This window comes from Clostridium tetanomorphum, from assembly GCF_017873215.1.
GTDB classification, from domain to species: domain Bacteria; phylum Bacillota; class Clostridia; order Clostridiales; family Clostridiaceae; genus Clostridium_AO; species Clostridium_AO tetanomorphum.
The window spans coordinates 68862-88341 of record NZ_JAGGKA010000015.1 but is presented as its reverse complement, the minus strand read 5'-3'; the positions used below and the strand labels follow the sequence as shown (position 1 = coordinate 88341).

The window sequence follows — 19480 nt, the reverse complement described above, 5'->3', positions numbered from 1 at the left end:
GATGGCTAAAAAATTAGATGTTCCAAAGGATAAAAATATATTAGAAATACCAATAGAAGAAGCTATGCCTGAAAATTATCTTCCTTATGCAGTGGAGGTAGCTAAGGATAGGGCATTACCAGATGTTAGAGATGGATTGAAACCCGTACATAGAAGAATTATTTATGGTGCATATAAGCTTTCAGCTTTTCCAGATAAACCTTATTATAAATCAGCTAGAATTGTAGGAGATATTTTAGGTAAATATCATCCTCATGGAGATACGTCAGTATATGATGCTATGGTAATACTAGCACAAAGTTTTACTACTAGAAAGCCGCTTATAGATGGTCATGGAAACTGGGGAAGTCAAGATGGAGATAGTGCAGCAGCAATGCGTTATACGGAAGCAAGACTTACTCCTATTGCCCTGGAAATGATAAAGGATATTGACAAAGGTGTAGTTAACATGGTAGATAATTACTCTTCTTCAGATAAAGAACCAGAAGTTTTACCAGCAAGATATCCTAACATATTAGTGAATGGAGCTTTTGGTATAGCGGTAGGGCTGGCGACAAATATACCTCCACATAATTTAGGCGAAGTTATAGATGCTACTTTAGCATATATTGAAAACAAAGATATAGATACCCGAGGACTTATGGAATATATAAAAGGTCCAGATCTTCCTACAGGAGGATTGTTGATAGGAAAAAAATCTTTATTGGCAGCTTATGAAACTGGAGTTGGAAAGGTTACTTTAAGGGCAAAGACTAAAATAGAGAATTTAGAAAATGGAAGATTAGGTATAGTGATTTATGAGTTCCCTTATAGGAGAAATAAGGCAAAACTTTTGCAGAATATATCTGATATGACTGGAGATAAGAAACATTCTAAAGCATTAGAAGCTATAAGTGATATAAGAGATGAATCTGATAGAACAGGGGTTAGATCTGTTATAGAACTGAAGAAATCTGCGGATAAAGAAACTGCAGATAAATTACTTAAATATTTATATAAAAAAACAGATCTTCAATGTAATTTATCTTTTAATATGGTAGCTATAGCTAATGGAAAACCAGAAACCTTAGGGCTTAAGAATATAATATATAATTATGTAAATCATCAAAAAGATGTAGTCACTAGGAGAACAAAAAAGGAATTGGAAATTGCAGAGAGAAGATTTCATATAGTGGAAGGTTTTATTAAAGCTATAGGCATTATGGATGAAATTATACATACTATAAGAGGGTCTAAGTCTAAGAAGGAAGCCAAAGAAAATATAGTTACAAAATTTGGATTTACAGATATACAATCAGACGCAATATTAGAGTTGATGCTTTATAAACTAACAGGCCTTGAAATAAAAGCTTTTGAAAAAGAATATAAAGAATTGGAGAAACAGATAAAAAGACTCAACAAAATTCTTTCTAGTGAAAAGGAATTGTTAAAAGTAATAAAAGAAGAACTGCTAGAAATAAAGAGTAAATATGATGATAGCAGAAAGACCAGTATAATAGAGGATGATGAAAAAGCAAAAATTGATATAGAAGAGCTTATTGTTCAGGAAGATGTAGTAATAACTTTATCTAATGAAGGGTTTATGAAAAGAGTACCATTAAAATCTTATAATCGCTCAAATACTAATATAGAAGATATTGAATATAGAGAGGGAGATTTTAATAGATTTTTAATTAATTCAAACACAAAGGACACATTAGTGTTTTTTACTGATAAAGGAAATATGTATCAAACAAAAGTTATAGCGGTTCCAGAAATGAGATGGAAAGAAAAAGGGGAACGAGTAGATGAATTTATTAAAGGATTTAACTTAGAAGAAGAAAAAATTATAGAAGTTTATTCTATAGACGATTTTGTAAATACAAAGGAATTTATTTTTTTAACTTCATCGGGAGGAATAAAGAAAACTTCTTTAGATAAGTATAATACAAGTTATACAAAGATTATGGCTTTGAAACTGAAAGATGATGAAAGATTAATCAAAATAGAGTTATTACCTAATAACAGAGAAAAAGAATTTATAAAGATAAAAACTAATAAAGGATTAGAATTTACTATAAAAGAACCTTCTGTTGAATCAGCAGATAGAAACATTTTACCGAATTCATTGTTTAATTTAAGCAATAAAGACTTTGTCCAAAATGCAGAGTTTGTTGGAGAAGAAGAAATTAGATACTTTAATTTAGGAATAATGAAGAATGGAAAAGTTAAGCGAATAAGTGATAGGGTTAAGAGTTACGATTACATAGTAAAAACAAGTACTTATCACAAATTACTAATATTTTTAAGTGATGGTAATGTAATTTTGATTCCTGCCTATATGTTACAAAATATAGGAGATAAAAGCATAAATATAATAGAACTAATAGAAAGTACTTCTATTAAAAATAAAATTTTAAATGTGTTATCTTTTAATGAAGATGAGGAATTAGATGTATATTTCTTTACTAAAAAAGGTTTAGTAAAAAGAACTATGCTAAGTGAATTTAAAGGGAACTACTTTACTACTTTAGGCTATAAGTTTAAAAACGATAAAGATGAATTAATAGCTGTAGATTTCTCTAAACAAGATAGGGAAGATGATATAGTAATAATTACAAGTAGAGGTATGTGTATAAGGTTTGATAAAAGCTCAGTTAATCCTATGGGGAAAATAGCGTCTGGGGTTACAGGAATAAGTCTTAAGGAAGATGATGAAGTGGTTTGTGCTTTTATAAATAGACAAGAATATAAAAGCATAGTTGTTAAATCTAAAAAAGAAAATGAAGAAAATATTTCTTTAGAAAACATAAAAGTCCAAAATAGAGCAGGTAGAGGAAATAATATAATATTAGTAGTTATGGAAGACGAAGTAAATACTGTACATATTGAAAGTTAAAAAGCGTTAGGCTATACAAAATAAATATTTATTCTGTATAGCCTAACTTTTTACTTTATATATCTAAATGTCCAATCTAATATATCCATACATAAGTCCGCTGTTGTATCATTTTTATCCAGTTTAGGATTTAACTCCACAAAATCCATGGATTTTATTAATTTGCTTTCTCCTAAAGTTTTTAGAAGAGTTTTAGCTTCGCCAACAGTCATACCATTTTTAACTGGGGTACCTGTTCCAGGGACGAAACTTGAATCTATGCAATCTATATCAAAACTTAAATGAATAGCTTTAATATTTAACTCTTTAATTTTTTTAAGCACATCCTTAATTACAGAAGTTATGCCATGTTCCTGTACTCTTTCTGTAGAATAAACATTAAGATTCTTTTCTTCTATAAGCTTACACTCGCCTTCATCTAAATCTCTAGCACCTATAATGAACACATTTTCAGTCTTTACTTTTGTTCCATGGAAGTAAAGGTTAGTTAAATCCTCATAACCTATCCCCATAGCAGCTGCAAGTGGCATACCATGAACATTGCCAGTAGGAGTAGTAAGGTAAGAATTTATATCTCCATGGGCATCAACCCAGATAACTGCAAAATTTTTATAATACTTGCTCATTCCAGAAATACTTCCTAAACCTAGGGAATGGTCACCACCTAATATTAGAGGAAAGCTTCCAGAACTTAAGGAGGCGTATACCTGTTGTGCCAGGTTAGTATTAACTTCAATTATAGGCTTTAAATATTTCATTTTAGGATGATAGGAAAATTTATTTGTATCGTTTTCCATAGGAACGTATAAATCACCTAAATCATAAACTTTATGATATTTGCTTAAAATACCATAAATATTTTTTTCTCTAAGTTTTTTAGGACCAAATTGTACACCTTCTATGTCTGAACCATAGAAAATTGGAACACCAATTAAATTAATGTCCATCACATTACCCCCTTAACTTCATTGTAATTTGAAGAATATTATTATCATATTATCATATTTGAAACTTTTATATTACGTTAAAGAATTATATAACATATTTAAAAAATATATAAGTCTTTTTTACAAATGCAGAGAATTAAAAATATTCAGAATTAGTATGCACTTAAAAATATAACATTATAAGGCTTGATTTGTGGATTTTAGAATTATGATATAATAAAAGTAATAAATGGTATAAAGGGGGTGAAATTGTGAAGGAAAGCAGTCAAGTAATACAAACTAAGGCATCAAAAGAAGTAGAGGAAAAGGGTATTTGCATAGTAGATAATTGTGGAAAAATTATTTATGTAAATAATCTATATGCTAATTTATTAGAGGCTAATGCAGAAAGATTATTAGGAGAAAATATTAAAGAGATTTTTTTAAATTGTACAAGTAAAGCACTAGTAAAAAATGCAGAAGTGAATAACACAGATGAGAATATAAAATATCAATATTTTAATATAAGTAAGGTTAATAAAAATCCTTTTATTAAATTTATAGGGGAGAGTAAATTAGTAAAAAATGCTTTGAATATAGGATTAAAAGCTGCTAGAGGGCTTTCTACAGTATTAATATATGGAGAAAGTGGTACTGGAAAAGAATTAATAGCAGAAGGAATACATAGAGGAAGTGAAAGAGCTGGGGGAGAATTTATAAAAGTTAATTGTGCAGCTATTCCTTCTACTTTATTGGAAAGTGAATTATTTGGTCATGAACGAGGGGCTTTTACGGGAGCTGTAAGAAGAAAACTTGGAAAATTTGAGTTAGCTCAAGGAGGAAGTATATTTCTTGATGAAATAGGAGATTTAGAAAAGAGCATGCAGGTAAAGCTACTTAGGGTATTGCAAGAAAGAGAATTCCAAAGAATTGGAGGAGAGGAAACATTAAAAACAGATGCTAGAATTATTGTGGCTACTAATAGAAATCTTGAAGAGATGGTGGCAAAAGGTGAATTTAGAGAAGATTTATATTATAGATTAAACGTTATTCCAATAAACTTGCCTCCTTTAAGAGATAGAAAAGAAGATATACCACTTTTAGTTAATTATTTTTTAAAAAAGATGAATTTAAAAATGCATAAAAACATAACAAAAATAAATGAAGATGTTATGAAAGTATTTATGAGTTATAAGTGGCCCGGTAATGTAAGAGAACTTGAAAATATTATGGAGAGAATATCAACTCTCGTAGAAGGAAATTACATAAGTGTTTCAGATATACCACATTATATGCTTCAAACAGAGGGATATTCTACGGCAGTACCTGAAAAAAGTCTAGAGGATGATACTCTATTGGAAATATTAAAATTAAATAGCAAAGATACAATATTTCCATTAAAAGTTTATGAAAAGAAAATAATAAAAACAGCTCTTGAAAAGTATGGAAGTTATAATGCTGCAGGAAAAGCTTTAGGATTAAGTCATAAAACAGTTGCATCTAAAGCTAGGCAATATGGTATTGAAAAGAATATATCTTGGGGAAAAAATAGATTATAATTCTATAGCAATATTGATATAAAAGAACAAATTGGTAAAAAGTATCAAAAATGCAATCATATTAGGTAATTATCACCAAGTGGGGAAAAAATACAAAGGGTAAAAATCAAGAGAAAATTTTTATAATCTATTTATACAACAATGATTACAAAAATTATTCACAAATGTGAATAATTGGCATAGTAATTGCTATTTATAGCTATAGGATTTATAACCGGTTATTATATCCTAAAGAAAATTACGGGGGGTAGTATTTATGTCAAGTTTTATGGGTGAACTAATAGGAACTATGTTACTGATTTTATTAGGTGATGGTGTCGTTGCCGGAGTTAGCTTAAACAAAAGTAAAGCACAGAATAGTGGTTGGATTGTTATTACTACGGCTTGGGCTATTGCAGTTGCAGTACCTGCATTTATGTTTGGTAGTATAAGTGGATCACATTTTAATCCAGCGCTTACTATAGCTTTAGCAGCTATCGGTAAATTCCCAGCAAATCAGGTATTAAGTTATATAATTGCTCAGATGATAGGCGGAATATTAGGTGCGGTTTTAGTATATTTAATGTATTTACCTCATTGGAAAGAAACAGAAGATGCAAATGCTAAGCTTGGAGTATTTTGTACAGCACCAGCTATAAGAAATACAGGAGCAAACTTTATTTCAGAGGTTATTGGAACATTTATGCTTGTATTTGGTATACTTGGATTAGGAGCTCAAAAGACTGCTGATGGAGTTGGAACTATGTATGTTGGACTACTAATATTTGTTATAGGTCTTTCATTAGGTGGACCTACAGGGTATGCTATTAATCCAGCAAGAGACTTAGCACCAAGAATTGCCCATACATTTTTACCAATAGAGGGCAAGAGAGATTCAGACTGGGGATATTCATGGATACCAGTATTAGGACCAATAGTAGGTGGTCTAATTGCAGCATTTCTATTTCAAGCTCTGTTTTAATGTTATATAATATATATTAAACTAAAGTTATTTTTGGTAGGGTTACAAGGTTTTAAGCCAAAGGGGGAAAAGTATGAAAAAACTTATAAATAATCCAGAGCGTGTAGTTGAAGATATGATACAAGGTATGGTGGCTGCGCATCCTCAGTATATTAAAAAATTAGAACAGGGAAATATAATTGTTAGAAAAGATGCTCCTATAAAAGATAAAGTAGCATTAGTAAGTGGTGGTGGAAGTGGGCATGAGCCATCACATGGAGGATATGTAGGTCAAGGAATGCTTACTGCGGCAGTGGCAGGAGAAGTATTTACATCTCCAACTCCAGATCAAGTATATGAAGCAATAAAAGCTGTGGATGGAGGAAAAGGCGTATTATTAATAATAAAGAATTACAGTGGAGACGTAATGAATTTTGAAATGGCAAAGGATATGGCAGAGGTTGACGGAATTAAGGTTGAAAGTGTAATTGTAAACGATGATGTGGCTGTTGAAAATAGTACTTATACTACAGGAAGACGTGGTATAGCAGGAACTATTTTTGTTCACAAAATAGCAGGAGCTAAAGCTGAAAAAGGTGCTTCATTAGAAGAAGTTAAAGCAGTAGCTGAAAAAGTTATTGCAAACACAAGAAGTATGGGAATGGCGCTTACTCCTTGTATAGTACCAGCAGCTGGGAAACCTACTTTCACTTTAGGTGAAAAAGAAATGGAAATAGGAATGGGTATCCATGGAGAACCAGGAACTCATAGAGAAGAATTAAAAACATCAGATGAAGTAGTAGAAATTTTATTAAAGAAAATATTACAAGATGTAGAAATCAATAAAAATGATGAAATTGCAGTAATGGTAAATGGACTTGGGGCAACACCATTGATGGAATTATATATAGTAAATAAAAAAGTTAATAGAATTCTTAAAGATAATGGTGTAAAGGTGTACAAAACTTTTGTTGGAGAATTTATGACATCTCTTGAGATGGCAGGTTGCTCAATTACTATACTAAAATTGGATGAAGAATTAAAAGTTTTATTGGATTCACAAGCTAATACCTTAGCATTTAAAGTAGTGTAGCTAATAATCAATAATGATGAAAAGTTTTAGAAGCTGAGATTTGAGAGTTTTATATATCTTATAAAAATGATGAAGAATGGAGAGTAGTTTATAGCTCTCTCCGCTCTCAATTCTCATCTTTTAATTTGATATATAAGGAGGCTTTTTATGGCACTTAATGTTTCACAAGTAGTGGAATTAATTAATAATATAGCCAATGTTGTGGAAGGGAATAAAGTATTTTTGACAGAATTAGATTCTGCAATTGGAGACGGGGACCATGGTATAAATATGAATAAAGGTTTTAAAGCAGTTAAAGAGAAATTAATTACAGCTAAATTAAATACAGTTTCAGACGTGTTAAAGAATACAGGAATGATTTTAGTTTCAAATGTAGGAGGGGCTTCAGGACCTCTTTATGGTACAGCTTTTATGAAAGCAGCTATAGCTGGAAATAAACAAGAAGTAAATTTAAACGATTTTATAAATATGCTTCAAGATGCTGTAGAAGGAATAAAAATGAGAGGAAAGGCACAAAGAGGAGACAAAACTATGTTAGATGCTTTAGAGCCAGCATTGGACGCTTTAAAACAAGGGAAAAGTAAAGGCTTAAATAAGAAAATCATATTAGAGAATATGAGAAATGAAGCGTTTAAAGGAGTAGAGTACACTAAGGAGATTATAGCTAAAAAGGGAAGAGCAAGTTATTTAGGAGAAAGAAGTATAGGTCATCAAGATCCAGGAGCTACCTCCAGTTATTTAATATTAAATGAAGTATATAATTATGTTTGTAACAATAAAAATAATTAATATATTAATGTTAATAACAAAGGAAGGAGGATTACTATGGTAGGTATGGTGATCGTGTCCCATAGCTATAAAATAGCAGAAGGAGTAAAAGAACTAGCACTCCAGATGGCATCAGAAGTTCCAATAGCTATTGCTGGTGGAACAAAAGATAGAAGAATTGGTACAGATATAGATATTATTTTATCAGCTATTGACAAAGTTTATTCAGAAGATGGTGTCATAATATTGTTTGACTTAGGAAGTGCCTTAATGAATGCAGAAATGGCATTGGATTTTTTACCAGAGGACAGAAAAAAAGTAGAAATTGTGGATACCGCATTAGTAGAAGGAGCTATAACTGGAGCTGTAGAAATAAGTATGGAAAAAACTTTAGCTGAGGTTAAAGCAATTGTAGAAGAAATGAAATTAGGAAAAAAGGGATAAAGGAGTTACAATATGAATATAAAAGAGATACTTATTGAAAATCCTGTCATAGCAGCATTAAGAAATAATAGGGATTTAGAAAATGTAATAAACAGTAAAGCTTTAATAGTATTTGTTCTTTATGGAAACATAATGAGTATATCTAAAATATGTCATAAACTTAAACAAGCAAATAAAATTGCTTTTGTTCATTTAGATATGATAGAAGGCCTTAAAGGTGATCCGGCTGGTATTGAGTATATTAAGGAACATGCTAATCCGGCAGGGATAATTACAACTAAGAGTAGTAATATAAAATATGCTAAACAATTAGGATTTTATACTATACAGAGGGTTTTTATAATAGACTCATTATTCTTAAAAACTGGTATAAAAAATATACATGAAACAGGACCAAATGCAGTGGAAGTTATGCCAGGGGTTGCCAGCAAGATAATACACAATATGGAAAAACAAATTAATGTTCCTATAATTGCTGGTGGACTTATAAAAACAAAGAAAGATGTAATGGATTCATTGGCAGCAGGAGCTATAGCTATATCAACTACTTCTATAGATTTATGGAATTTATAGAAAATATTGATAAAAAATTGAAGTTGTAATATAATTGTAATTAGAATATAATTAAATATAAGGCGGAGAATAAGAGAGCCATATTTTAGAAATGCTCACAGAAAATGAGCTTTCTTAAGTATGGTTCTTTTTATATATATAAATTTGTAAACCTTTAAAGTTATTTGTTCTTTTATGTTTTTGTACTACATATAATTGGTAAGGACAAATTTTTACGGGTTTAATAAAAAATAAAAATTGGGGGGAATTATTATGGCAAAGTATGTTATGGCTTTAGATCAAGGAACAACTAGTTCAAGATGTATACTTTTTAATGAAAGAGGACTTATAGTTAGTGTAGCACAGAAAGAATTTAAACAGATATATCCAAAAGGTGGCTGGGTTGAACATGATCCAATGGAGATATGGGCTACTCAATTTAGTGTAGCTGCTGAAGCTATGGCAAAGGCAAATATAGAAGCTAAGGATATTGCAGGTATAGGTATTACTAATCAGAGAGAAACTACCATAGTTTGGGATAAGAGAACAGGAATTCCAGTATACAATGCTATAGTATGGCAGTGTAGAAGAACTGCTTCATTCTGTGATGAATTAAAAGAAAAAGGTTATACAGAAACTATTAAAAGCAAAACAGGTCTTGTAGTTGATGCTTATTTCTCAGGAACAAAGATTAAATGGATATTAGACAATGTTCCAGGAGCTAGGGAAGAAGCTGAAAAGGGAAATCTTTTATTTGGTAATGTAGATACATGGTTAATCTGGAATCTTACTAAGGGAAAAGTACATGTAACAGACTATACAAATGCTTCAAGAACAATGATATTTAATATACATGAACTAAAATGGGATGATGAATTATTGAATATGTTAGATATTCCAAAATCAATGCTTCCAGAAGTTAAACCTTCAAGTTTTGTATATGGAGAGACTTCACCTGCTTTATTTGGATCACCAATTCCAATAGCAGGAGATGCTGGAGATCAACAGGCTGCATTGTTTGGACAGACTTGTTTTAAGGAAGGTACAGCAAAAAATACTTATGGAACAGGTTGTTTCCTACTTATGAATACTGGTACAAAAGCTGTTGAATCGAAAAATGGACTACTAACTACTATAGCAGTTGGTATCGATGGAAAAGTTGAATATGCCCTTGAAGGAAGTATATTTATTGGAGGAGCAGTTATACAATGGCTAAGAGACGAATTAAGAATGATTAAAAATGCCCCAGAATCCGAGAAATATGCTATAGAAGTGGAAGATACTAATGGTGTATATTTAGTTCCTGCATTTGTAGGACTTGGAGCTCCATACTGGGATCCATATGCAAGAGGAACTATAGTTGGACTTACAAGAGGCGCTAAGAAAGAACATTTTGTTAGAGCTGCATTAGAATCATTGGCATATCAGACTTATGATGTACTTAAAGCTATGGAAGAAGATTCTGGCATTGAGCTTAAAGAATTAAAGGTTGATGGTGGAGCATGTGCTAATAATTTCTTAATGCAATTCCAATCAGATATTTTAAGTGTTCCAGTACAAAGACCAGAAGTTATAGAAACTACAGCTCTTGGAGCTGCATATCTTGCAGGTATTGCAGTTGGATATTGGAAGGATAGAAATGATGTAGTTCAAAACTGGGCAATATCTAAGACTTTTGAAGCTTCAATGGCAGAAGAAAATAGAGAAAAGCTAGTAGATGGCTGGCATGAAGCTATTAAGAGATCAATGGGATGGGTTAATAGTTCAGAAGATAAATAATAGAGTATAGATAATAAAATAAGGCTGATGACAATGCTTTTGTCATCAGCCTTCAAATTTTTTATTTAGTAAAGAGTTTAATTCATTTGTAATCTGTACTTTAGTATGTGAATTAAAGTCCTAATCTTGCAAGTTCTTCATTAGGTACTATTCTTACCATAGAAACAGTTTCTTTTTTATTTTTTTTATGATTATTATTTACTATTCTTAATATTCCATAAGACACACCTAAGAAAGCTAGTCCAGTAAAAGCAGATGTTAACTCATTGTAAGTTAATATATAACCTATGGAAATACCAAGAAGCATTAATATTAATGGTACTACATAGGCAAAGAATGTGAATTTAAAGAAAGTATTATCTTCCATAATAACTTCTACAGTATCACCAGTTTCTGCCAATAATGTATTATCCATATCAAGTATTAAAGGTGGAGCTTCACAATGGCCAGAACAACTTGCGCATTTGTCACCACATTCAGACATTCTTTTAAACATTACATAGGCTTTAGTTCCTTTTACTTCTTTAACGTATCCTATTTGATTCATTTGAAATCACCCCTTAGCAATGAGAGTATTTTACTTAGATATTATACCATAAAGATATAAAATTAAAAAGGAAATTAAAGTGAATATGAAATATAGTATGATATTCCATATAATCATAAAATTACAAATATTCTGTGCTTTGCAATTGACAATTTTATTTGGATGTTTCATAATTAGTTTAAATATATAAATTACGATAGTGAAAATGACGGATGGAGGGTTTTATATGAAAAGATTAATTTTGTTTTTAGCAGAAGGATTTGAAGAAATAGAAGCTTTAACTGTAGTGGATGTATTAAGAAGAACTGGACTAGTATGTCATATCTGTGGAACAGGGGAAGAAGAATTAATAAAAGGAGCTCATAATATTCAGGTAAAATCTGATGTAAATATAGATTGTATAAAAGTTGATAGTTATGATGGAATAATATTACCAGGAGGAATGCCAGGAGCTGAAAATTTAAAAGAAGATTATAGGGTCATAGAGATACTTAGAAAATTTAATGAAGAAGGAAAGATAATAGCAGCAATTTGTGCAGCACCTATAGTTTTACAAGAAGCTAGTATAATTACTGGAAAGCATGTTACTTCTTATCCATCATTTGAAGAGGAATTTAAAAATAGTAATTATTTAGAAGATCCAGTAGTTCAAGAAGATAATATTATAACTAGTAGAGGTCCTGCTACAGTTTTTGAATTTGTATTTAAAATTTTAGAGAATTTTATTACAACAAAAGAAATACAGCAATTAAAGAGAGCAATGCTTTTTAAATAATGTAAACAATGTAGGTGAGTACATGAATAGTATACAATTAAAAAATGGGACAAAACTTATATATAAAAAAATAGAAGGAAATATAACTTCATTTTGTATAGGGGTTAATGCAGGGGCTTTGGAGGAAGAAAGCTTTCCTTTAGGAACTGCTCATGCTGTAGAACATATGGTTTTTAAAGAGACAAAAAATAGAAGCGAAAAAGAAATAAATAAACTTTGTGATGAGCTTTTTGGATTTCAAAATGCAATGACTAATTATCCTTATGCAATATATTATGGAACTACTCTTTCAGAAGATTTTAATAAAGGATTAGGACTATTTTCAGATATAGTTTTAAATCCTGTTTTTCCTAAACAGGGTTTTCAAGAGGAAATGAATATAATTCTTGAAGAATTAAAAGAATGGAAAGATGATTTACAGCAATATTGTGAAGATGAGCTTTTTTATAATGCTTTTAATAAAAGAAGAATAAAAAATTTAATAATAGGAACAGAAAAAAGTATAAAGACCATAACATTAGAAGATTTAAAAAGATTTTACAAAAAGTACTATAGATTAGATAATATGGTTATATCCGTAGTTACTTCCTTAGAGCTTTCAACAGTTAAGGATATAGTAGAAAGTTATTTTTCAAATAATAGAGAAGAAAATTTTTTAGAATACTTAAAAAATGATGATAGTTTACAGTTATATGAAAATAATAATGCAGGAATATTTGTTAAAGATGGACAAGGAAATCAAGGTGCAAAAATTCAGTATTGCTTTACTATCCATGATTTAAATGAAGAAGAGATGAAGGCTTTAAGAATATTTAACTTTTATTTTGGAGAAGGAACTAGCAGCATTTTGTATGAAACTATAAGAACAAAAAATGCCTTAGCTTATGATATATCTAGTTATATAAAAGAAGAAAGAGGCATAAAATTATTTGTTATTTCATTAGGTACATCTAAGGAAAATTGGGAAAAAGCTATTAATATAATAAATAAATGTATAGATAATATAAAAAATATAAAAAATTATTTTAATGAAGAAAGAATATATAAAGCTGATAAAAGTATTAAATTGAAAAAAGAACTACGTCTTGAGAAGTCAATACAATTAGCCAAAGATTTAACCTGTTATGAACTTATGTATAAAGATTACAAAAAAGTTTATGCAGAAGTAGAGAATATAGATATTGTGAATGAAGAAACAATACATAAAGTTATAAATAAAGTATTAAATTTACCAAGTATAGAAGTGATAAAATAAGAAATAGTACTGTGTTATTTTTATAAATTAATGGCACAGTACTATTTTCTTTTTCTATTTTTCATACTAGCATAATGAGGCCTCTTATTTATTGATTTAATGTCACTTAAGAAATAATTTTTTATATCTTTAAAGTTTAAAGGTATAAAAGGTGAAGTGTAGGGAACTCCAAAGCTTGTAGTAGAAACTAAGTTAATTATTATAAAAGTAATACCAATAATCAGTCCCAATAAACCAAAGCTAGCAGTTATAAAGATTAACATAAATTTTAAAACTCTTAAAGAGTTTGTAATAGTATAGTCTGGTACAATAAAAGATGTCATAGTAGACAAAGATACAATAATTAGCATAAGAGGACTTACTAACCCAGCGGTAATTGATGCCTGACCTATAACTATAGTTCCTACAATACCAATAGTAGAAGCAATTTGTGAAGGAAGTCTTAAACTGGCTTCTTTTAGTATTTCAGCTATTGTTTCCATAATAAATGCCTCTAAAAAAGAATTTGCTGGAACAGTACCTCTTGATTTTGCTAGAGTTAATATATATTGTGGTGGTAAAATATCAGGGTGAAAACTAACCACAGCAATGTATAAAGCAGATAAAGTTATAGACATAAATAAAGAAATAGATCTAAGGATTTTTATAAATGCTGCGAAATAGGTGTTTTTATAATGGTCATCACCAGTATCAATAAAATCCCAAAAGGTTTGAGGAAGAACTATAGGCAAATTTCCACCTTCAACTATAATACATATTTTTCCATTTAAAATATTATGACAAGCAGATTCGGATCTTTCACTTATCCCAGTTTGTGGGAAAAGAGTAGAGTTATTTTTAGTAAGTAATTTTTGAATATATCCAGACTCCATTACGCCATCTATACTTATTGAATTTATTCTATTTATTACTTCATTTACTATGGTATTGTCCGCTACATCTTTTATATAGATTACAGCAATGGATGTTTTACTTCTGATTCCTACAGTAGTTTTATGTACCATTAAATTGGGATCCTTTATTCTATAACGAATTAAAGATAAATTACCTTCAAAATTTTCAGTAAATGCATCTCTAGGACCTTTTATAGCAGATTGTAACTCGGGTTTTTCCACATTTCTCTTTTCAATTTTAATGGTGTTAGCCACAATATATTGTTTTTCATTGGTAGATAAAACTATAGAGTTACCTTTTAGTATATAATCTAGTATAATATTTTCGTCATTATCTATAAATATATTATCTACATAGATTATTGAATTTGCTATATTTTTTATATCTAAATTTGAAGAATTTTTATTTTCTAATATAGGTTTAATAATATTACTGGATAAAGAATTTCTATCTGTTATTTCTTGCACATATAATATATACAGATCTCTATCCAAAAGAGAAAGTTTCCTTATAATTACTCCTAAATCTTTATTAGAAGATATAGATTCTATTATTTTTAAGGTTGGATTATTTTCTAGCATAGCAATCACCTTAACTAATATTATTTACTATTAACATTTGGATCATATTGGTTTTTATTTATAATATTTGTATTTACATTTACATTTATTTCAGCTTCAGGAAATTTTTCTGACCATTTTATTTGATTATATATTTTAGGATTTTGAGCTCTAAAATATCTAGATAGTTGAAAGATATCACATTTATAGTCTTCTTGTGCTACTTTTACTACATTTGAAACATAGGATTTTATTCTATTGCTAATAATGAGTTCAAATTTTTTTAAGTCTTCTTTTTTTATAGAAGACAATTCATATTGATATTGAATGTTTTCCTTCAACTCAAAATTGAAATTTATAATAACTTTATCATTTACATAATTTGTTTTTATATTGCGTTTAAAATCTACAGTACTAAAGGACACTAAAGAATTTTTATCATTTGTAATTACCTCTGGTAACATGGGCTTTTTTGACCAAATATATAATACTCCCTTGGCATTATTATCTGAAAGTATCCCAAGTAATTGGGAATTTTTATTCATAGCGGCATATCCCAAGAACTTTATTTCCCCATTGCTTATACCAATATAGGGAAGAAAATATCCTACTTCTCCAATAGAAATATATGAAATTATCTGGCCTACTGTGGGGTATAGAGCTTCACCAGCTTCATCAAGGGTACTAATCATGTGTTCAATTAAAAACCCTACTGATAAGTCATTTGGAATGTTAATTTTAAATAATTCTTTAGGAGATTCTCTGCTAACAACTGGTAAAATTGTTTTTCTATAATCAGGTAGCATATTAATTCTATTTAGATAAGAGCTAATTCCGTATTCTGCATAATTTCTACCAAAAACAACCGTTCTAGTAGCACCTAAAAAAGTAGGATAAGGTCTTTTTCTATCACCATTCAATCTAATTTCTTCAAAGGTATCAGCATAAGAAATATCAGTGTGTATAGTTCCTAATTCAGCTCTATCACTTCTTTGTGACATAGAGGACACGAAACTGGCTATTTCACTAGAAAATTCTAATTTATTATATGATTTATCTATACCTACTGATATTATTATATTTCTTTGTTCTATATCTAAATAATCCCAGCAGCCAGTTAAGGTAAAAGGAATAGATAATATTAATAAAATTATAAATGTTTTATTTAAAGCTTTTATCATATTTTTTCACCTTTGTAATTATAAATAATGCAGTAGGTATTATAAAGGAACAAAAGAAACCTATATAGCTTATATATATAAGTATTTTTTTTATATCATAAATGCTCTCAGGTAAAATAGAAAAAATGTATGATATAACTATTAATGATATAAGAGTATTTTTATTAGTATTAAATAGTTTTTTTATAAAAAATATAGTAGCATATGCAAAAATAAATATAGTAGTAAATACGGCCATTAGCCATATAATGATAACAATACCATCTAATTTTCTAAAAAACTCTAAATATTTTACATCTAATCTTTTGGCTGTAGCAATTAGAGCATCTTCATAATGGACTAAATCTTCTGCTCCTATTATAGATAGAGAAATTTCAAATATTATTATATAGAATATACCTATAATAAGAATCATAGGCAAAGTATACTTAAATATATTTTTATTTTTTTCTTTTTTAAAAGGAACTATCATTAAAAATTCTACGCCTAAAAAAGATATTATTAGTTTAGAGGAAGATTTTATATATGTGAATATATTATCAAATCCTAATATGGGTTGAATGTTCAATAAGCTCCCTTCACTAAAAACAATAATACTCATTATAAAAGCAGCAAAAATAATAAATATACCATATAGTTCACATATCCTCCCTAAAACCCGAAGACCTTTTGAAGCTGCATAATAACATATTAAAATTAAAAGTAAACATGTGCACCATATTGGGGTTTTAAGTAATATAGAGCTTTTTATTATTTCTGCAGTATTTCTAACAGCTATAGAAGAATATAAGAAAGAATATATAATATATAAAATAATAAAAATATTAGTTATAAATTTCCCTACCAATTTTTCACTGTATTCATCAAAGGTATAATTTTCAAAGGTAGAGTTTAAAAATGTAATTATATAAGTTAATAACATATTTATTATAGTTATAAATAATATTGAAATCCAACCAGCTGTAGATGCGCATTCAGCTGCTTCTTTTGGAAGACGAACTATTCCATAGCCTACTACTGCTCCAAAAATAAAAAAAGATATTTGTTTGTTTGTAAGATATTCTTTCATAAAACATATCTCCTGTATAAACTAAAGTTAGTATATGTATGTTTCGAAATAGTATTCCTTTTAAGTGATTTTTAAACAAACTATAAGTTATTTAATGTCTATATTAAGAAATAGTAAGAATTAATCAAATAGGATACATTATATTTTTGAGCCAATTTTTTTAATATATTTTTAGTTTTTTCAGGATTTTCAAATGAATTAAATGATTCCATGAATTGATTTTTTTCTTTTATAGTGGCCTTATTCTTTACATAACCCCAAGTATGAAGAAGAGTATTTTTAAAATTTCTTTCATTATAGGGAAGCAATAAAACTTTATCTATAAGTTTATAAAAATCCACCATACTTTTCTCTGAACTTATTAAAGTACTACACGCCTTATATAGAGAATAATCTTTTTCCATTACTGTGTATTTATATTTTGCCCATTGTTCAAATTTAGTAGAAGGCTTAGGGAAATCCAAAGAATTTACACATTCAATAGCGGATATATCTTTATCTTTTACTTCTAACATAATATCTGGATTAAAACTTTCAACTTTTTTATAATAATTTAAAAAGTTTTCGATATTGATATGTTTTGAATGAGCACCAGCTTTTTTAGTTTCATCACTATCAGAGTAATGCAGTTTCATAGAACCATCATATTCACACCAAGTTTTACAAACTCTTTCTAGTATAGAGTAGATATCTTCAGATTTTCCTGGATTAAATTTGTGATGGAGATTATCAAATACAGCAGGAATATTTAAAATATCACAGATATCTAGTACATCATATATATTAAAATTTCTCTCGTCGTTTTCTAATACTAATCTTTTTTGAGCTGAATTTGAAAGCTTTTTAAAGTTTTCTTTAAATCTTTTAAGTGATGACAACTTATCATTATAAGCTCCTCCAATATGTAAAATTATTTTATTTGAATAGTCAACGCCTAATGAATCTAGGAATAAACAGTGATATTCGATGTCTTTTATACTTTTTTTCATTACATCTTCTGTAGGAGAATTAAGTACGGTATATTGACCAGGATGCATGGAAACTCTTATATTATTACTTTTTATAAAATTTCCTATATTATCTAGATCTTCTTTGAAAATTTTTGTCCAATTTAAATTATTTATACTATGACTTCCGAAAGGAATTATATCTGATGATATTCTAAACATGAATATATTATTATCTAAATTATATTTAAGAATTGTATTTAAATCTTGTAGATTTAATTTAACACAATCATAAAATTTGTCAAAAGAAAAATTTTTTAAAATAAATCTCCTAGTAGTTGTAGCATCTATAGTCATTGGTATACAAGCATATCCTATTTTCATAATAACTCCTCCTAATCTAAAAATGATAATATGTAGTTTATGTTATTTTGAAAAATTAATCAATAATAGTATAATTTAATTAACACTTAAAATAAACGAAATTATTTAAAATAATATGTAAGATATAACTATTGACCTTTCCAGTATATTGTAGTATTATGATGTTGTAAAATAATTGAATAGAAGTTATAATCACAGGGGAGCTAGTGTTGCTAGCTGAGAGTAAGGACTAAATTCTTAGACCCTTTAACCTGATCTGGATAATGCCAGCGTAGGAAGATGGTTTTATGATTTTTTGAAACTATAAGTACAAACTTCGCGGTGGTTTGTGCTTTTTTATTTTCCTTTCAATAGTTTATTCTAACATTTTTCATCAGGTTAATATATTAGCAAAAATTTATATATTATAGTTGAAAAAAGGAGGATGTCAATGAAAACAAAAAGAATTACCTTTTCAGCTCTGTTAATAGCTATTGGAGTTTTTACAGGTAATTTAATTTATATACCTGTAGGAGTGTCTAAATGTTTTCCCGTTCAACATAGTCTAAATGTTTTATCAGCAGTATTATTAGGACCTTATCATGGGGTAGCTATTGCATTTAGTATATCACTTTTGAGAAATATACTAGGTACGGGCTCCTTATTAGCTTTTCCAGGTAGTATGATAGGAGCTCTTATTGCAGGAATTTTTTATAAAAAAGGTCAGAAACTCATGTATGCAGTTATAGGGGAAGTTTTAGGAACAGGAATAATTGGTGCTTTATTAGCATTTCCAATAGCAAAGTTAATTTTAGGTAAGAAAGTTGCAGCTTTATTTTTTGTAGTACCTTTTTCAATAAGCACTATTGGAGGAAGTATTATTGGTTATATTATATTAAAAGCATTACATAGAAAAATAGTAACAACTGGAGTAGTGAAGAATTAAAAAG

General features: G+C 28.9%; 16 protein-coding genes, 1 pseudogene and 1 riboswitch. Of the genes and pseudogenes, 11 read left to right on the top strand and 6 right to left on the bottom strand.

Going from position 1 to position 19480, the window contains the following annotated elements; genetic code table 11:
- The first annotated feature begins 1 nt into the window (after window position 1).
- Window positions 2-2878, top strand: a complete 2877-nt coding sequence (locus J2Z24_RS14545) for a DNA topoisomerase IV subunit A (RefSeq protein ID WP_035144730.1) — start codon at window positions 2-4, stop codon at window positions 2876-2878.
- Between the two features lie 50 nt (window positions 2879-2928).
- Here J2Z24_RS14545 and rocF read toward each other — a convergent pair whose 3' ends face one another.
- On the bottom strand, window positions 2929-3825 hold the full coding sequence (gene rocF, locus J2Z24_RS14540) for an arginase (RefSeq protein WP_035144731.1): 897 nt from the start codon (window positions 3823-3825) through the stop codon (window positions 2929-2931).
- Window positions 3826-4076: 251 nt separating this feature from the next.
- Here rocF and J2Z24_RS21800 point away from each other — a divergent pair, with 251 nt between their 5' ends.
- From J2Z24_RS21800 to glpK, 7 genes and pseudogenes are all read left to right on the top strand, one after another.
- Window positions 4077-5363 carry a sigma-54 interaction domain-containing protein gene (locus J2Z24_RS21800; RefSeq protein ID WP_051593109.1) on the top strand — a complete coding sequence of 429 codons (1287 nt, stop codon included), beginning with the start codon at window positions 4077-4079 and terminating at the stop codon, window positions 5361-5363.
- A 253-nt stretch (window positions 5364-5616) separates the two neighbouring features.
- A pseudogene (locus J2Z24_RS14530) lies at window positions 5617-6324 on the top strand (MIP/aquaporin family protein); the annotation flags it as partial.
- Between the two features lie 73 nt (window positions 6325-6397).
- The gene (gene dhaK / locus J2Z24_RS14525; RefSeq protein WP_035144735.1) at window positions 6398-7396 is read left to right on the top strand and encodes a dihydroxyacetone kinase subunit DhaK; all 999 of its coding nucleotides are present in this window, start codon (window positions 6398-6400) and stop codon (window positions 7394-7396) included.
- A gap of 147 nt (window positions 7397-7543) precedes the next feature.
- Window positions 7544-8185: a dihydroxyacetone kinase subunit DhaL gene (gene dhaL / locus J2Z24_RS14520; protein ID WP_035144738.1), complete on the top strand. Its 642-nt coding sequence runs from the start codon at window positions 7544-7546 to the stop codon at window positions 8183-8185.
- Between the two features lie 36 nt (window positions 8186-8221).
- Window positions 8222-8608, top strand: coding sequence for a dihydroxyacetone kinase phosphoryl donor subunit DhaM (gene dhaM, locus J2Z24_RS14515; protein WP_035144741.1), 387 nt, complete (start codon window positions 8222-8224; stop codon window positions 8606-8608).
- 12 nt (window positions 8609-8620) lie between these two features.
- Entirely contained in the window at window positions 8621-9181 is a 561-nt protein-coding gene (locus J2Z24_RS14510; protein WP_035144745.1) for a glycerol-3-phosphate responsive antiterminator, read from the top strand.
- Window positions 9182-9433: 252 nt separating this feature from the next.
- Window positions 9434-10939, top strand: a complete 1506-nt coding sequence (glpK, locus tag J2Z24_RS14505) for a glycerol kinase GlpK (RefSeq protein WP_035144748.1) — start codon at window positions 9434-9436, stop codon at window positions 10937-10939.
- 112 nt (window positions 10940-11051) lie between these two features.
- On the opposite strand, the gene J2Z24_RS14500 is transcribed toward glpK, so the two are convergent.
- A complete protein-coding gene (locus J2Z24_RS14500; protein WP_035144751.1) occupies window positions 11052-11486 on the bottom strand; it encodes a SoxR reducing system RseC family protein in 435 nt (144 codons plus the stop codon).
- A gap of 226 nt (window positions 11487-11712) precedes the next feature.
- On the opposite strand from J2Z24_RS14500, the gene J2Z24_RS14495 reads away from it, so the two are divergent.
- Both J2Z24_RS14495 and J2Z24_RS14490 read left to right on the top strand, forming a co-directional pair.
- On the top strand, window positions 11713-12261 hold the full coding sequence (locus J2Z24_RS14495) for a DJ-1 family glyoxalase III (RefSeq protein ID WP_035144754.1): 549 nt from the start codon (window positions 11713-11715) through the stop codon (window positions 12259-12261).
- Between the two features lie 22 nt (window positions 12262-12283).
- A complete protein-coding gene (locus J2Z24_RS14490) occupies window positions 12284-13516 on the top strand; it encodes a M16 family metallopeptidase (RefSeq protein WP_035144756.1) in 1233 nt (410 codons plus the stop codon).
- Between the two features lie 41 nt (window positions 13517-13557).
- Here the strand turns inward: J2Z24_RS14490 and J2Z24_RS14485 are convergent, their stop codons facing one another.
- The 4 genes from J2Z24_RS14485 to uvsE form a co-directional block, all read right to left on the bottom strand.
- Window positions 13558-14991, bottom strand: coding sequence for a spore germination protein (locus J2Z24_RS14485; RefSeq protein ID WP_035144758.1), 1434 nt, complete (start codon window positions 14989-14991; stop codon window positions 13558-13560).
- Window positions 14992-15011: 20 nt separating this feature from the next.
- On the bottom strand, window positions 15012-16151 hold the full coding sequence (locus J2Z24_RS14480) for a Ger(x)C family spore germination protein (RefSeq protein WP_035144761.1): 1140 nt from the start codon (window positions 16149-16151) through the stop codon (window positions 15012-15014).
- Window positions 16132-17220 carry a GerAB/ArcD/ProY family transporter gene (locus J2Z24_RS14475; RefSeq protein WP_035144762.1) on the bottom strand — a complete coding sequence of 363 codons (1089 nt, stop codon included), beginning with the start codon at window positions 17218-17220 and terminating at the stop codon, window positions 16132-16134. The genes J2Z24_RS14480 and J2Z24_RS14475 overlap by 20 nt, the downstream gene beginning before the upstream one ends.
- Window positions 17221-17318: 98 nt before the next feature.
- Window positions 17319-18551 carry a UV DNA damage repair endonuclease UvsE gene (gene uvsE, locus J2Z24_RS14470; protein WP_035144765.1) on the bottom strand — a complete coding sequence of 411 codons (1233 nt, stop codon included), beginning with the start codon at window positions 18549-18551 and terminating at the stop codon, window positions 17319-17321.
- Window positions 18552-18737: 186 nt separating this feature from the next.
- Window positions 18738-18847, top strand: a riboswitch (TPP riboswitch).
- 134 nt (window positions 18848-18981) lie between these two features.
- On the opposite strand from uvsE, the gene thiW reads away from it, so the two are divergent.
- On the top strand, window positions 18982-19476 hold the full coding sequence (gene thiW, locus J2Z24_RS14465) for an energy coupling factor transporter S component ThiW (protein ID WP_035144766.1): 495 nt from the start codon (window positions 18982-18984) through the stop codon (window positions 19474-19476).
- Window positions 19477-19480 lie beyond the last annotated feature (4 nt).